This is a genomic window from Ruegeria sp. YKSD163 (genome assembly GCF_059612905.1).
In genome coordinates, this window is record NZ_JBXWRM010000011.1 from 1 (window position 1) to 15655 (window position 15655).

The window sequence follows — 15655 nt, forward strand, 5'->3', positions numbered from 1 at the left end:
GGGCGCGGCGCCATGGGTCAGGTGGCCGCCCGCGTCCAGGCTCATGCCCAGGATGGTGTCGCCCGGCTTGATCAGCGCCTGGAACACGCCCTGGTTGGCCTGGCTGCCCGAGTTGGGCTGCACATTGGCAAAGCCGCAGCCAAACAGCTGCTTGGCCCGCTCGATCGCCAGGTTTTCGGCGATGTCGACATATTGGCAGCCGCCGTAATAACGCCGGCCGGGGTACCCTTCGGCGTATTTGTTGGTCATCACCGAGCCCTGCGCCTGCATCACGGCGGCCGAGACGATGTTTTCGGACGCGATCAGCTCGATCTCGTCGCGCTGGCGCCCCAGCTCGGAGGTGATCGCCCCGAACAGCTCGGGATCACGCTCCGAAAGCGCCTCTGTGAAAAATCCGGGGTCCTGGTGGCTCGCGTTCATGACAGCTCCGCATGAGAAGGGTCGATTTCCGCGATTTCCTATCGGAAACCGGGGCAACGCAAAAGGCTGTAAAGCGACGAATTGGCCAACTGCGGCGTCAAGTCTGGCCACTGGGGGAAAGGTGTGGTTGTTTCGGAACCGAATGCGCAACACCGGAAACCTCGATAGATGCCCAAAAGAATCGCCTTTCTCGCCAGCGACGCGCCGGTGGCCCAGACCGCGCGTGCCGCGTTGATTGGCCGCTACGGCAACGTGGCCCCCCGCGACGCCGAGGTGATCGTCGCACTGGGCGGGGATGGCTACATGCTGCGCACCTTGCACAGCACCCAGCATCTGGATGTGCCGGTCTATGGCATGAACCGGGGCACCATCGGCTTTCTGATGAACGAATATGCCGAGACCAACCTGCTGGAGCGTCTGGCGGAGGCCGAGGAAGAGATCATCAACCCCTTGTCGATGACCGCGATGGATCAGGCGGGGCAGATACATCGGGCACTGGCGATCAACGAGGTGTCGCTGCTTCGCGCGGGGCCACAGGCGGCGCGGTTGAAAATTTCGGTCGACGGGCGGCTCAGGCTGGCGGAACTGGTTTGCGATGGGGCGCTGGTGGCGACGCCGGCGGGGTCGACCGCCTATAACTATTCGGCGCATGGGCCGATCTTGCCGATCGGGTCGGATGTGCTGGCGCTGACCGCCATTGCCGCCTTTCGGCCGCGCCGCTGGCGTGGGGCGCTGTTGCCAAAGACCGCCAAGGTCCGGTTCGATGTGGTCGATGCCGACAAGCGCCCGGTCATGGCCGATGCCGATTCAACGTCGATCCCGGATATCGACTGGGTCGAGATCCAGTCCGAGCCCACGATCCGTCACCGGATCCTGTTCGATCCCGGCCACGGCCTCGAAGAGCGGCTGATTTCCGAACAATTCACCTGATCTGTCATCCGTTTACGGAAATTTCGCAGATATGTGACCAACTTCACAGGAAAGTGTGCGGCTTTCTGGCAGCTTAGATCATGCCGATACATCGCATGGAGTGGAAGTGAGTGGCTGCTTCGTGTCGGGTGTTGGGACGAGTTCGCATGGTAAGCAGCGGACGCAGGTTTAGGCTTGCGTCCGCGCGTCCATCGACCGTCTAATTTTACTGAAGAGATGGCCCCGGGCAGTTCCCGTACCCCTTGCCCGGGGTCAATTTCGGCAAAACATCCCTTCGACTGTCATGCCATTAGTGCCCACAGATGCGGCGCCATGCGACCGACGCGCGCCTCGATCGCGGCGGCGGCGTCCACCGCCATATCCTCGCGCCAGCGGCGGGAGGTGATCTGCACGTTGATCGGTTGCGGCCCCTTCGGCAGAACCGCCAAGCGCGACGGCAGACAGGCGGCAGGCAGGCCCATGAAGTTCATCGCGTAGGACCAGACCGCGGCGCCCAGAACCTCGTGGACGCCCTCGGCGCCCTCGGTGTCGCGGTCGGGACCAAAGAAGGGCTGCGGCAGGAACGGACCCAGCACAAGGGGATAGCGTTCCAGAAAGAGTGACCATTCGCGCGCATAATGGCTGCGTTTGGCCATCACCTGCAAAAGTTCCGTACCGTGGAAGGGCGGGAATTCCTGGAAATAGACCTCGAAGATATCGCGCACGGTGTGCGAGCCAGAAGCGTCGACATCCGCCTTCATCAGCGCCCAGACCTCGCCCATCAGCGCACGGTATCCGGCGCGCCCGGCCTCGAAGGCGTCGGGGGTCTCGACCTCTTCGACCAGATAACCGGCATCGCGCAGCGCGTCGCGGGCGGTGTCCAGCGCCGCCTCGACCTCGGGATGCAGGTCATAGCCATAGGTAGCCTTGGTAAAGGCAACCCGGATCGGCCCTTCGACCGGCGCGCCGCGCCAGGGCAGGGGCACGTGGAACGGATCGCGCGGATCGGGGGCGATCAGGCTGGGCATGGCCAGGTGCAGATCGGCGGCCGAGCGGGTGATCAGCCCCTGTACCGACATTGATTGCGCCAGCATGCCACGCTCGGCCTTCTGGCTGGGGTTCCAGGCAGGCACGCGACCCAGACCGGGTTTCACGGTGACGGCGCCATTCGCTGCTGCCGGAAAGCGCAGCGAACCGCCGATATCGTTGCCATGGGCCAGCGCGCCGATCCCCGCCATCACCGCCGATCCGGCCCCGCCCGAGGAGCCACCGGGCGAGATATGCCGCCCCCAGGGGTTATGGGTCCGGCCATATAGCGGATTGTCGGTATCGGCGCGGAACGAGAACTCGGGCGTGTTGGTGCGCCCGATCACCACCGCGCCCGCATCTTGCAGGTTGCGCACCACGGGTGCGTCATCTGGCGCGATCATGTCCTTCAGCGCGGTCACACCGTTGGTGGTGGCATAGCCGGTCTGATCCACATTGACCTTGATGGTGACCGGCACTCCGTGCAGCGGCCCGCAGGGCTTGCCCGCGGCGCGGGCCTTGTCCAGCGCGCGGGCGCGGTCCATCGCCGCCTCGGCGCAGCTGTCGACCACCGCGTTCAGGTCAGGGTTCACCGCCTGCATCCGGTCGATGGCGGCACCGACCGCCTGTTCGGCGCTCAGCGCGCCGGTTGTGGTATGTTCCGCGATCTGGGTCGCGTCCAATTGCCAAAGCGCTGTCTCTGTCATGTCCGGGGCCTCCTGCCATCAGGTTAGGCGGCCCTTTGTCCAAACGCTACGCCCGGAACCGAAGGTGACGCTAGGTTACAACCCCTCGCTGCCCAGGTATTTGCGCGCCAGTTCCACCACCCGGTCCGAGCTGAGGATGGGCGGGAACAGGCTCAGCACCTCGCCCTTGGCGTCCAGCAGATAGATAAAGGCACCATGGGTATAGACCGGCCCGTATTCGGGATCGACATAGGCCAGTTCGCGCTCGACCGAATAGGCGCTATAGGCCGTCTGCAATTCGGCCTCCGATCCGGTCAGGCCGATGAAATCCGGGTGATAGCGCGCCAGGGGCGCGTTCATCTCGCCGGGGCGGTCGCGTTCGGGGTCGACCGTGATCATCACCGGGGTGACGGGGATGCCCGCATCCGCCAGCCGGTCCACCGCGTCGGCCATCATCGGCATTGCCGCCGAGCAGATGCCGGGGCAGGTGGCATAGCCAAAGAACAGAAGCTGCCCGTGCCCCTGAGGATCGGCCTGACTGCGCCTTGCGCCATACTGATCAGTCAGTTCGAAAGGACCGCCCACAGCGAAAGGCAACGGAGCGTTGCCCGCCTGTGCGGGAGCCGTCAGAACGGCCCCCATCAGCAGCGCGGCCCGAAGCAGGAGACGCATCAGAACCACTCCTTGATAAAGGCCTCGTCAGTTTCCAGACCCAGGCCCAGATAGCCCTTGTCCTCGATATGATTGAGAATGCGCGGATCGCGGCGGAACCAGGGGCCCTTGCCGGTGGCCTCGGGGTTCTCTTCCTCCCAGACCTTGGTGAACCGATTGGCGGTTTCCCATTCACTGCCGGGCAGGCGGATCTTTTGCACCTGATAGACATGCTTGGCGCCTAGATCGGGGTCGTCGATCAGCAGCCCGTCCACCTCGACCGTCTGGCCGCAATAGGGCGCCAGATCGGCGGCGGCGCCAGAAAACACCGGTTGGCCGTTCTTGAGCGGCAGGACCATCACGTTATCGGCGCTGCGCAACAGGCCCAACTGCCGCTTGCCCGCGCCGCAATCGGCGGGGCAGTCTCCGGTCAGCTCACACAGCAGATCGACCACCTTGGCCTCGAAAAACGCGGGCTGTTCGGCATAGAGGTTCCAGGGCTTGGCGGTGGACCCGGCCGAGAAATCCTGGGCGAAGGCGGGGCTGGCCAAGAGGGCCAATGCAAGCGAGAGGCGCTTCATTCCTTGGGCTCCGGAATGGCGAAACCGGGCACGGGACCATAGTCTTCGTGATTGAGGTTGGTAATGTCGAGATCGCTGATTACCTGATCGACGATCAGGTAATTGATACCGTCGCGCTGGTAATGCATCCCGTCCGCCTCGACCGTGTGCGAGGCGAGACGAAGCGCGGTATCGCCCCCGGCCAGCTGGTCGTCCTGCTCGATCTTGAGCACCATGTAGATGGTGCCGTCCTCGGCCTGCAATCCCACCGGGATGCCACCCGCCGAGCACCACAGGGCGCAGGTGTGATGTGCCGAGCCGACCACCGCCTCGGGGCCGCCCATGACACCGGAATAATAGCACCAGGTATCGATCAGTTCTCCGGTGACCTGGATGCGGTGCCCTTCGCTTGCCAGGGCGGGCAAGGCGGGCAGGGCGGCGGAACAGGCCAGTGCGGTCAGGAATGCACGCATGGGTAACCTCGTCAGTTGCAGCGATTGCGGTCAGGGTAGAAAACGGCCCAGAGTCTGGCAATCGCCGGGGCGATGACGGGCGATCACAAGCTGTTGGGCGGATGCGATGCGGGCAACAAAAAAGGCGCCACCCCGGGGGGGGCGGCGCCTGTTTTTGCGGTTGCGCTAGGGGTTACTTGGCGTAGCCCAGCGATTGCAGCGCGACCTTGATCTCGTCCAGGATGGCCGGATCGTCGATGGTGGCAGGCATCTTGTAGTCCTTGCCATCCGCGATCGAAACCATGGTGCCACGCAGGATCTTGCCCGAGCGGGTCTTGGGCAGGCGGTCGACCACGACGGCCAGCTTGAAGGCCGCGACGGGACCGATCTTGTCGCGCACCAGCTTGACCACCTCTTTCACCACATCCCCATGGTCGCGGTTGCAACCGTTGTTGAGGCAGAGGAACCCCAGCGGCATCTGACCCTTGAGGTCGTCGCTGACGCCGATCACCGCGCATTCGGCCACATCCTCATGGCTGGCCAGCACTTCCTCCATGCCACCGGTGGACAGACGGTGGCCCGCAACGTTGATGACGTCATCGGTGCGCGCCATGATATAGAGGTATCCGTCCTCGTCGATCATGCCCGCATCGCCGGTCTCATAGTAACCGGGGAAATGCTCCAGATAGGATTTCCTGAACCGCGCCTCGGCGTTCCAAAGGCCGGGCAGGGTGCCCGGCGGCAGCGGCAGTTTCACCGCGATGGCGCCCAGCTCGCCCGGTTTCATCTGGTGGCCGCCCTCGTCGAGGATCTGCACGTCATAGCCGGGCATTGCCTTGGCGGGCGAGCCCAGTTTTGTCGGCAGCTCCTCTATCCCCAGCGGGTTGCCGGCGATGGTCCAGCCGGTTTCGGTCTGCCACCAGTGGTCGATCACCGGCACACCCAGCGCCTTTTGTGCCCACACGATGGTGTCCGGGTCGGCCCGTTCGCCCGCCAGATAGAGCGCCTTGAGGCAGCTCAGGTCGTATTTCGCCAGCATCTCGCCCTTGGGATCTTCGCGCTTCACGGCGCGGATCGCGGTGGGGGCGGTGAAGAAGCTCTTGACCTTGTGCTCGGAAATCACCCGCCAGAAGGTGCCCGCATCGGGGGTGCCCACGGGCTTGCCCTCGAACACGATGGTGGTGTTGCCGTGGATCAGCGGGCCATAGCAGATATAGCTGTGGCCGACGACCCAGCCCACATCCGAGGCGGCCCAGAACACATCGCCCGGATCGACGTTATAGATGTTCTTCATCGTCCAGTTCAGCGCCACCAGATGACCCGCGGTCGGACGCAGCACCCCCTTGGGCGCGCCGGTGGTGCCAGAGGTATAGAGGATATAGGCCGGATGGTTGCCCTCTACGGGGACGCATTCGGCCGGTTCGACGCCATACTGGAACCCGTGCCAGTTGTAATCGCGGCCCTCGATGAGTTGGGCCACTTCCTGTTCGCGCTGGAAGATGACGCAGAACTCAGGCTTGTGCTTGGCCAGTTCGATGGCGCCGTCGAGAAGGGGCTTGTAATGCACCACGCGCCCCGGCTCCAACCCGCAGGATGCGGCGATGATCGCCTTGGGCTGGGCGTCGTCGATACGCACGGCCAGTTCGTTGGCGGCAAACCCTCCGAAGACCACAGAATGCACGGCGCCCAGACGGGCACAGGCCAGCATCGCCTCCAGCGCCTCGGGGATCATTGGCATGTAGATGATGACGCGGTCGCCCTTTTCCACACCCTTGGCGCGCAGGGCACCGGCCAGCATGGCCACGCGGTTGCGCAGCTCGACATAGGAAATCTGCCGCTTGGTATGGGTGATCGGGCTGTCATAGATGATCGCGATCTGCTCACCTCGCCCGGCCTCGACATGGCGGTCGACCGCGTTCCAGCAGGTGTTGACCTTGGCATCGGTGAACCATTCATAGAGCGGCGCGTTGCTGTCATCGAGCGCACGGCTGGGCGCCTCGACCCAGTCGATGCTCTTGGCGGCCTCCATCCAGAAGGCTTCGGGATCGCTCTTCCAGCTCTCGTAAACGTCCTGATATGCCATGGCGTCCTCCTCACGTTCGGCTGGATGGTGTGTTAGGCATAGCGGCGCCACCGGGCAAGCCGGACAAAGGACGTCGCGTCACATTATCGCAAGAAATTTGCAGAGGTTTCCTGATCGGGACTGCAAATTTTTGCAAAGCCGCTTTTCTCGTCTGGTTTGTCGGAAAATTCGAGCCTCTTTGCAAAGTTGCAAATGATTGATCTGCAAAGGTGCCGGAATCGCTTTTAGTCGGTCGTGCGGTCGAAGCGACGCAGATCGTCCTGCAAGTTCAGCCAGGGAAGTCGCGCGGCATGAAAGACGTGAAACCGGGGTGGGAGCACCGACGGGTCCTTCAGCGTTGCGGTATAAAGATGGATGTTCACGCGATCATCGGCGTTGCGATAGGCCATCTGGGTGCCGCAGGAGCCGCAGAACAGCCGCTCGACACGGTCTGATGAACGATAGATGCGCGGGGTATCGCCGCTCCACACGACGCTCTCATGCGGGAGCCCGAAAAACGCAGTGACAGGGGCAGCGCAATTGCGGCGGCAATCGGCACAGTGGCAATAACAGCTCCACGCGACCTCGCCGTCGCTCTGCCAGCGCACCGCGCCGCAATGGCAATGTCCCTTCATTGCGATCTCTCCCTATTGGCGGCAAGACGCCACCGGGATCAACCGTAGTGAGCGACCGGGGTTCCGGCAATGGCCGCCATGTTCAAAAGCCCGCGCGCGGTGATCGAGGGGGTCACGATATGCGCCTTGTTGCCCATGCCCATCAGGATCGGCCCGACCTCGATACCGCCCGCTTTCATCTTGAGCACGTTGCGGACGCCGCTGGCCGCATCCGCATGAGCAAAGATCAACACATTCGCCGCGCCGCGCAGTCGTGAATTGGGAAAGATGCGCTGGCGCAGTTCGGGGTCCAGCGCGCTGTCGAGGTTCATCTCGCCTTCATAGACAAAGTCACGGGCCTGGCTGTCCAGTATCTCTATCGCCTGCCGCAACCGCAGGCCCGAGCCTTCGGCCTGATTGCCGAATTGCGATTGGGAGCAAAAGGCGATTTGCGGTTCGATGCCGAAGCGGCGCACATGGCGCGCGGCGCCCAGCGTGATCTCGGCCAGTTCCTCGGGGCTGGGGCGGCTGCGCACATGGGTATCGGCAATGAACAGAGGCCCGTCTTCCAGGATCATCAGCGACAGCGCTCCATGCGGGCGCAGATCATGGGTACCCAGTACCTGCTGCACATAGTTCAGGTGCCAGCGATATTCGCCGAAGGTGCCGCAGATCAGGCTGTCAGCCTCGCCCCGATGCACCATGATGGCGCCGATGGCGGTGGTGTTGGTGCGCATGATCGCCTTGGCCAGATCCGGGGTGACGCCGCGCCGCTGCATCAGCTGATGATACGAGGTCCAGTAATCGTAATAGCGCGGGTCGTTTTCCGGGTTCACGATCTGGAAATCCTGGCCAGGGCGCACCGACAGGCCCAGTTTTTCACAGCGCGCCTCGATCACCTCGGGGCGGCCGATCAGGATCGGGGTCTCGGTGGTCTCTTCCAGAATGGCCTGTGCCGCGCGCAGAACGCGTTCGTCCTCGCCCTCGGCAAAGACCAGTCGCCGCGCCGCCTTGGCTGCCGCCTCAAACACCGGGCGCATCAGCAGGGCGGATTTGAACACGCTCTGGTTCAGCTTCTGGCGATAGGCCTCCAGATCGGTGATCGGGCGCCGCGCCACGCCGCTCTCCATCGCGGCGCGCGCTACGGCAGAAGAGACAACCCCGACAAGACGCGGATCGAACGGTTTCGGGATCAGATAGTCGGCCCCGAATGTCAGCTGCTCGCCCTGATAGGCCGCCGCCGCCTCGGCACTGGTGGTGATGCGAGCCAACTCGGCGATCCCCTCGACACAGGCGATCTGCATGGCGTCGTTGATCTCGGTAGCGCCCACATCGAGCGCCCCGCGAAAGATGAAGGGAAAGCAAAGGACGTTGTTGACCTGGTTCGGAAAGTCGCTGCGACCGGTTGCGATGATCGCATCCGGGGCCACTTCGCGCGCCGCATCGGGCAGTATCTCGGGCGTTGGGTTGGCCAAGGCAAAGATGATCGGGCGCTTCGCCATGCGCGCCACCATCTCGGGCTTCAGCACGTTGGGCCCGCTGAGGCCCAGGAACAGGTCAGCGCCCGCGATCACATCGTCTAGCGTGCGCAGGTCGGTGGTCTGGGCAAAGGCCGCCTTTTGCGGGTTCATGTCCTCGACGCGCCCCTCATAGACCAGCCCGTGAATGTCGCAGAGCCAGATATTCTCGCGCTTCACGCCCAGTTTCACGAGCATGTTCAGGCAGGCGATCCCGGCAGCGCCACCGCCGGTCGAAACGATCTTGATATCTTCGAGTGCTTTCCCGGCGACATGCAACGCGTTGCGCGCCGCCGCGCCAACCACGATGGCGGTGCCGTGCTGGTCATCGTGAAAGACGGGGATGTTCATCCGCTCGCGGCACAGTTTCTCGACGATGAAACAGTCGGGCGCCTTGATGTCTTCCAGGTTGATGGCGCCGAAGGTCGGCTCGAGCGCGCAGACGATATCGGCCAGTTTCTCCGGGTCGCTCTCGTTCACCTCAAGGTCGAAACAGTCGATGCCTGCGAACTTCTTGAACAGGACCGCCTTGCCCTCCATCACCGGTTTCGAGGCCAGTGCGCCGATATTGCCCAGACCCAGAACCGCAGTGCCGTTCGACACCACCGCCACAAGGTTGCCGCGCGCGGTATAGGCCTCGGCGCTGCTGGCATCCGCCTTGATTTCCAGACAGGCCTCGGCCACACCTGGCGAATAGGCGCGCGCCAGATCGCGGCCGTTGGCCATCGGTTTGGTGGCCCTGATCTCCAGCTTTCCGGGCTTGGGAAAGGCGTGGTAGTCTAGCGCCGCTTGGCGCTGGCTGGGCTGGTCGGACATCTCGGAAAATCCTCCTCGGGGAGCTAGTTTAGTATTAAACTAAATTTGACGCCGGGGAAACCGGGATTTTCGAGCAACAAGGTCGCAGCCCGGCTTGCCAAAGCGGTACTCTGCCGCCACTCTCGCGACCCGAGGGAGGATCCGATGACCGATACGATAGCCGAGATGCGCCTGCCGACGCAGGAACTGCGCGATGATATCCCTTTTTATACCAAGGTTCTGGGCATGCGGATGGACATGATCTATCCCGCTGACGACCCGCGCATCGCGGTGTTCTCGGGCCACGGCCTGCGCTTGCGCATCGAAAAGGGCGCGCCCGAGGCGCCCGGCACCCTGCGCATCCTTACCGAGAACCCGGATGAATTCGCCGATGGCCAACGCAGCCTGACCGCGCCCAACGGCACACGGATCGAGATCGAGGAACGCCACCCGCCGCTGGTGATGCCGCAGACCGAACACAGCTTTGTCGTGCGCCGGCTCAAGGATCAGGCGCCCTGGATCATCGGCCGCGCCGGCATGCATTACCGCGATCTGGTGCCCTCGCGCCTAGGTGGCTCGATCATCGCCAGCCATATCCGTATTCCCGATGGTGGGCCAGTGCCGGACATGGTGCATTTCCACCGCGTGGGCTTTCAGCTGATCTTCTGCATCCATGGCTGGGTCGATGTTGTGTACGAGGATCAGGGCGACAAGATGCGCCTGACCGCCGGGGATTGCTTCATCCAGCCGCCCGAAATCCGCCATCGCGTGCTCGAGGCCAGCGACAACGTGCAGGTGATCGAGATTGGCGTGCCGGCCGAGCATGTCACCGAGATCGACCACGAGATGACCCTGCCCACACCGCACCTGCGCCCCGACCGCGAGTGGCAGGGCCAGCGCTTTGTCTATAACCGCGCCGAGGGCGCCGAATGGGGCTCCTTCCGCTTGCCGGGCTATATCTGCCGCGACACTACCATCGCCGAGAATACCAAGGGCGTGGCCGGGGTGCAGGTGGTGCGCCGGGGGCAGGGCGCGCCGCAATGGACGGCCCATGACACCGATATCCTGTTCACCTTCGTGATGAACGGCACCGTGACGCTGATGGGCGAGGGGCGCGATCCCTTCCCGCTGGAACAGGGCGACGCATTCGTCATCCCGCCGGGCATGCGCACCTGCCTGTCCGACCCTTCGGATGATATCGAACTGCTTGAGGTCACCTTGCCCGGAACCTTCAATACCACGCTGGGCTAAAGCCGCTTCATTTCGCCAAAAATACTCCGGGGGAGTCCGCTGGACGGGGGCAGCGCCCCCTTGCCCGGCGGTTCCTCTCGCGCGCGGGTGCGGGATAGGCTATGCATTTCCGACCAGATGATCAAAAACCGGGGAATCGCCATGAGCCTCAAATCCGCCGCCCTGACCGTTCGTGAAAACGCCCATGCGCCCTATTCCCGGTTCAAGGTGGGCGCGGCGATCCGGGCCGCCTCGGGCGTGGTCTATGCCGGTTGCAACGTGGAGAACATCGCCTATCCCGAAGGCACCTGCGCCGAAGCGGGTGCCATCGCTGCAATGGTTGCCGCGGGCGAAAGCCGCCTGACCGAGGTCTATGTGGTCGCCGATAGCCCGGCGCCGGTGCCGCCCTGCGGTGGCTGCCGACAGAAACTGGCCGAATTCGGGGATCCGGATGTGGTCGTGACCATGGCCAATCTCGATGGGATCGAAACCGCGATGACCATCGGTCAGCTCCTGCCCGGCGCCTTCGGCGCGGCCCATATGGACAAAAGCTGAACCATGGATGCACGTGCCATCATTGCCCGGCTCAGACGGCACGAGGTGCCCAGTGCGGCTGAGCTGGCCTGGTTTGCCCAGGGCCTTGCCGACGGTTCAGTCAGCGATGCCCAGGCGGGCGCCTTTGCCATGGGAGTCTGCATGGGGCGGCTTGGCCCCGAGGGGCGCGCGGCGCTGACGCTGGCCATGCGCGATACCGGCGATGTGCTCCACTGGGATTTCGACGGGCCGGTGATCGACAAGCATTCCACCGGTGGCGTCGGTGATTGCGTCAGCCTGGTGCTGGCGCCCGCGCTGGCCGAATGTAGCGCCTATGTGCCGATGATCTCGGGCCGGGGGCTGGGCCATACCGGCGGCACGCTCGACAAGATGGAGGCGATCCCCGGCGTCACCACCCAGCTTGGGCCCGACCGACTGGCGCAGGTGGTGCGCGACACCGGGGCCGCTATTGTCGGCGCCACCGCCCGCATCGCGCCCGCCGACAAGCGGCTCTATGCCATCCGCGATGTGACCGCCACGGTCGAAAGCCTCGATCTGATCACCGCCTCGATCCTGTCCAAGAAACTGGCAGCCAGCCCCGATGCGCTGGTGCTGGACGTGAAACTGGGCAGCGGCGCATTCATGAAATCAGCGGACGAGGCCCGCGCGCTGGCCCACGCCCTGACCGAGACCGCCAATGCCGCCGGATGCAGGACCTCGGCCCTGATCACTGATATGAACCAGCCGCTGGCGCCGAGCCTCGGCAATGCGCTTGAAGTGGGCGAGGTGATGCGGGTGTTGACCGGCGGTCATGCCAACGACCCGCTGGCGCAGCTTTCGGCGGAACTGGGCGGCGTGCTGCTGACGGACGCGGGGCTGGCCTCGGATGCGGCCAGCGGCGCCGTGCGCCTTGCCGAAATCATCGCTGACGGGCGCGCCGCCGAACGCTTTGGCCGGATGATCGCGGCCGTCGGCGGGCCGGTGCAATTTGTCGAGAACTGGCAGCGCTTCCTGCCCGAGGCGACCGTCATCCGCGAGGTCACTGCGCGTGCATCAGGCTATGTCACCGCCATTGATGGCGAGGCGCTGGGCCTTGCCGTTGTGGCGCTGGGCGGCGGGCGGCAGGTCGAAAGCGATACCGTCGATCCTTCGGTCGGCCTGTCCCGCGTGATCCGTCTGGGCGCACCAGTCAGCGCCGGAACCCCACTCGCCACCATCCACGCCGCAAGGCAAGAGGCGGCAGAGGTCGCCGAGGCCACCCTGCGCGCGGCGATCACCATCGGGCCCGAGCGGGTGGCCGCGCCACCGCTGATCCATGAAAGGATCACGCCATGACCCGTGCCTTTCTGGTGGTGATGGATTCGGTTGGCATCGGCGGTGCGCCGGATGCCGGTACCTTCTTCAACGGCGACCGCCCCGATACCGGCGCCAACACGCTGGCTCATATCGCCCAGGCCTGCGCGCGGGGCGAGGCGGAGGAGGGGCGCAGCGGCCCGCTGCATCTGCCCCATCTCGACCGGCTGGGGCTGGGCGCGGCCACGCGATTGTCTTCGGGCGCGGCCACGCCGGGGCTGGCGGCGGACCCTTCGGGCCTCTGGGGTTGCGCGCGCGAACACAGCCGGGGCAAGGACACGCCCTCGGGCCATTGGGAACTGGCGGGCCTGCCGGTGCCGTGGGACTGGCACTATTTCCCCGACACCATTCCCGCCTTCTCGAATGATCTGGTACAGGCGGTGGCCGATGCCGCTGGCAGCGACGGCATCCTTGGCAATTGCCACGCCTCGGGCACGGTGATCATCGACCGCCACGGGGCCGAGCACATGCGGACGGGCCAGCCCATCTGCTATACCTCAGCCGACAGCGTGTTCCAGATCGCCGCGCATGAGGAAACCTTCGGCCTCGACCGCCTCTTGGAGCTGTGCAAGGCCGTCGCGCCGCGCCTGCATGCGATGAAAGTGGGGCGGGTGATCGCGCGGCCCTTTGTCGGCACGCCAGAGACCGGGTTCACCCGCACCACCAACCGCAAGGATTTTGCCATCACTCCGCCCGCGCCGGTGCTGACCAACTGGGCGCAGGATGCGGGCCGCCATGTGCACGGTGTCGGCAAGATCGGCGATATCTTCTCGATGCAGGGGATCGACGATGTGGTCAAAGGGTCGGATGCTGATCTGATGACCCATTTCGCCCGTTTGCTCGAAACCGCCGAAGAGGGCAGCCTGACCTTTGCCAATTTCGTGGAATTCGATAGCCTTTATGGCCACCGCCGCGACATTAGCGGATATGCACGGGCGCTGGAGTGGTTTGACCGCGAGATCGGACAAATCCTGCAAAGCCTACGGCCCGGCGACCTGATGGTTCTGACCGCCGATCATGGCAACGATCCCAGCTGGAGCGGTACCGATCACACCCGCGAACAGGTGCCGGTTCTGGTGGCCGGACGCGGGGCAGGGCAGATCGGACAAGTGAATTTCGCCGATATCGCAGCCTCGGTCGCGGCACATCTGGGCATTCCGGCACAGGGACCGGGGAGGAGTTTTCTGTGAGCGAAGAACAGCCCCCGGTTGCCGACCTGCCCAAGGTCGAATTGCACCTGCATCACGAAGGCGCCGCACCGCCCGCCCTGATCCGGCAGCTGGCGCATGAGAAAAAGATCGACCTGCGCGGCATTTTCAAGCCGGACGGGACCTATGATTTCCGCGATTTTACCCATTTCCTGAGCATCTACGAGGTCGCCTCCTCGGTGCTGACAGGACCCGAGGAATTCCGCCGCCTGACCTGGGCGATCCTGGAACAAAGCGCCGAGAACGGGGTGGTCTATTCCGAGACCTTCCTCAGTCCTGATTTCTGTGGCGGCGGCGATGTCGCCGCCTGGCGCGATTACCTGGCCGCCATCCGCGACGCGGCGGACGAGGCCGAGGCGAAATTGGGCATCACCCTGCGTGGGGTCGTCACCTGTGTGCGCCATTTCGGCCCCGATCAGGCCAAGCGCGCCGCCCGCTGCGCGGCCGAGACAGCGGGCGACTGGATCGTTGGGTTCGGCATGGGCGGCAACGAGGGCGTGGGCAAACAGGGCGACTATTCCTGGTCCTTCGACTGCGCGCGCGAGGCGGGCTTGCGGCTCACCACCCACGCGGGCGAATTCGGCGGACCGCAGAGCGTGCGCGACGCGGTGCGCGTGCTGGGGGTCGAGCGCATCGGTCATGGCGTGCGCGCCATAGAGGACGCCGACCTGGTACATGAACTGGCCGACCGGGGCATCACGCTCGAAGTCTGTCCCGGCTCGAACGTGGTGCTGGGCCTTTACCCCTCGTTTGCGGCCCATCCCATCGCGCGGCTACGCGATGCGGGCGTCCGCGTCACCATTTCCACCGACGATCCGCCGTTTTTCCATACCACGATGCGGCGCGAATATGAGATGCTGGCCAAGGCCTTTGGCTGGGGGGCTGAGGATTTCGCCGACCTGAACGCCACGGCGCTCGGCGCAGCATTCTGCGATGAAGACACCCGGAGCCGGGTTGCAAGGAGACTGGAGACAACATGAGCCAACATCTGACCGTCGTCGACCACCCGCTGGTGCAGCACAAACTGACCCTGATGCGGGACAAGGGCACCTCGACCGCATCATTCCGCCAGCTTCTGCGCGAGATCACATTGCTCCTGGCCTATGAGGTCACCCGCGAGTTGCCGCTGACGACGCGCGGCATCGAAACCCCGCTGGAAGAGATGGAGGCCCCCATCCTGGCGGGCAAGAAACTGGCGCTGGTGTCGATCCTGAGGGCGGGCAACGGCATGCTGGACGGGGTGCTGGAGCTGATCCCTTCGGCGCGGGTCGGCTTTGTCGGGCTCTATCGCGACGAGAAGACGCTGCAACCGGTGCAATACTATTTCAAGGTGCCCGAAGGTTTGCAGGACCGGCTGGTGATCGCGGTCGATCCGATGCTGGCCACGGGCAACAGCTCGGCCGCCGCCATCGACCTGCTGAAACAGGCGGGCGCCAACGATATTCGGTTCCTGTGCCTGCTGGCCGCCCCCGAAGGCGTGGCGCGGATGAAAGAGGCGCACCCCGATGTGCCCATCGTCACCGCCTCGCTGGACCGGGCACTGAACTCCAAGGGCTATATCATGCCCGGTCTGGGCGATGCCGGAGACCGCATGTTCGGCACGAAATAGGGCGAAACTGAGGCAAGTGCCGCTTTACT

General features: G+C 64.4%; 14 protein-coding genes and 1 pseudogene. 7 read left to right on the plus strand and 8 right to left on the minus strand.

What is annotated here, in order from left to right; translation table 11 throughout:
* A pseudogene (glyA, locus tag AC2FNA_RS14890) lies at positions 1-420 on the minus strand (serine hydroxymethyltransferase); the annotation flags it as partial.
* Positions 421-588: 168 nt separating this feature from the next.
* On the opposite strand from glyA, the gene AC2FNA_RS14895 reads away from it, so the two are divergent.
* A complete protein-coding gene (locus AC2FNA_RS14895; protein WP_496827810.1) occupies positions 589-1350 on the plus strand; it encodes an NAD kinase in 762 nt (253 codons plus the stop codon).
* Positions 1351-1631: 281 nt separating this feature from the next.
* Here AC2FNA_RS14895 and AC2FNA_RS14900 read toward each other — a convergent pair whose 3' ends face one another.
* The 7 genes from AC2FNA_RS14900 to AC2FNA_RS14930 form a co-directional block, all read right to left on the minus strand.
* A complete protein-coding gene (locus tag AC2FNA_RS14900) occupies positions 1632-3062 on the minus strand; it encodes an amidase family protein (protein WP_496827812.1) in 1431 nt (476 codons plus the stop codon).
* Positions 3063-3137: 75 nt separating this feature from the next.
* Entirely contained in the window at positions 3138-3713 is a 576-nt protein-coding gene (locus AC2FNA_RS14905) for an SCO family protein (RefSeq protein ID WP_496827814.1), read from the minus strand.
* On the minus strand, positions 3713-4273 hold the full coding sequence (locus tag AC2FNA_RS14910; protein WP_496827816.1) for a hypothetical protein: 561 nt from the start codon (positions 4271-4273) through the stop codon (positions 3713-3715). Before AC2FNA_RS14910 ends, AC2FNA_RS14905 begins: the two co-directional genes overlap by 1 nt.
* A complete protein-coding gene (locus AC2FNA_RS14915) occupies positions 4270-4725 on the minus strand; it encodes a hypothetical protein (RefSeq protein ID WP_234144778.1) in 456 nt (151 codons plus the stop codon). The genes AC2FNA_RS14910 and AC2FNA_RS14915 overlap by 4 nt, the downstream gene beginning before the upstream one ends.
* Positions 4726-4897: 172 nt before the next feature.
* A complete protein-coding gene (gene prpE / locus AC2FNA_RS14920; protein WP_496827818.1) occupies positions 4898-6787 on the minus strand; it encodes a propionate-CoA ligase PrpE in 1890 nt (629 codons plus the stop codon).
* 224 nt (positions 6788-7011) lie between these two features.
* Entirely contained in the window at positions 7012-7401 is a 390-nt protein-coding gene (locus AC2FNA_RS14925) for a GFA family protein (RefSeq protein WP_496827820.1), read from the minus strand.
* Positions 7402-7439: 38 nt separating this feature from the next.
* Positions 7440-9713 carry an NADP-dependent malic enzyme gene (locus AC2FNA_RS14930; protein WP_496827822.1) on the minus strand — a complete coding sequence of 758 codons (2274 nt, stop codon included), beginning with the start codon at positions 9711-9713 and terminating at the stop codon, positions 7440-7442.
* 144 nt (positions 9714-9857) lie between these two features.
* On the opposite strand from AC2FNA_RS14930, the gene AC2FNA_RS14935 reads away from it, so the two are divergent.
* The 6 genes from AC2FNA_RS14935 to upp all read left to right on the plus strand — a co-directional run bounded on the left by AC2FNA_RS14935 (position 9858) and on the right by upp (position 15626).
* Positions 9858-10943 (plus strand): cupin domain-containing protein, encoded by a 1086-nt coding sequence (locus AC2FNA_RS14935; protein ID WP_496827824.1) that lies wholly within the window; start codon positions 9858-9860, stop codon positions 10941-10943.
* Between the two features lie 117 nt (positions 10944-11060).
* Positions 11061-11477: a cytidine deaminase gene (locus AC2FNA_RS14940; protein WP_496827826.1), complete on the plus strand. Its 417-nt coding sequence runs from the start codon at positions 11061-11063 to the stop codon at positions 11475-11477.
* A 3-nt stretch (positions 11478-11480) separates the two neighbouring features.
* The gene (locus tag AC2FNA_RS14945) at positions 11481-12791 is read left to right on the plus strand and encodes a thymidine phosphorylase (protein WP_496827828.1); all 1311 of its coding nucleotides are present in this window, start codon (positions 11481-11483) and stop codon (positions 12789-12791) included.
* Positions 12788-13999, plus strand: a complete 1212-nt coding sequence (locus AC2FNA_RS14950; RefSeq protein WP_496827830.1) for a phosphopentomutase — start codon at positions 12788-12790, stop codon at positions 13997-13999. Before AC2FNA_RS14945 ends, AC2FNA_RS14950 begins: the two co-directional genes overlap by 4 nt.
* Positions 13996-14997 carry an adenosine deaminase gene (locus AC2FNA_RS14955; protein WP_496827832.1) on the plus strand — a complete coding sequence of 334 codons (1002 nt, stop codon included), beginning with the start codon at positions 13996-13998 and terminating at the stop codon, positions 14995-14997. Before AC2FNA_RS14950 ends, AC2FNA_RS14955 begins: the two co-directional genes overlap by 4 nt.
* Positions 14994-15626 (plus strand): uracil phosphoribosyltransferase, encoded by a 633-nt coding sequence (gene upp / locus AC2FNA_RS14960; RefSeq protein ID WP_496827834.1) that lies wholly within the window; start codon positions 14994-14996, stop codon positions 15624-15626. Before AC2FNA_RS14955 ends, upp begins: the two co-directional genes overlap by 4 nt.
* Positions 15627-15655: the final 29 nt, after the last annotated feature.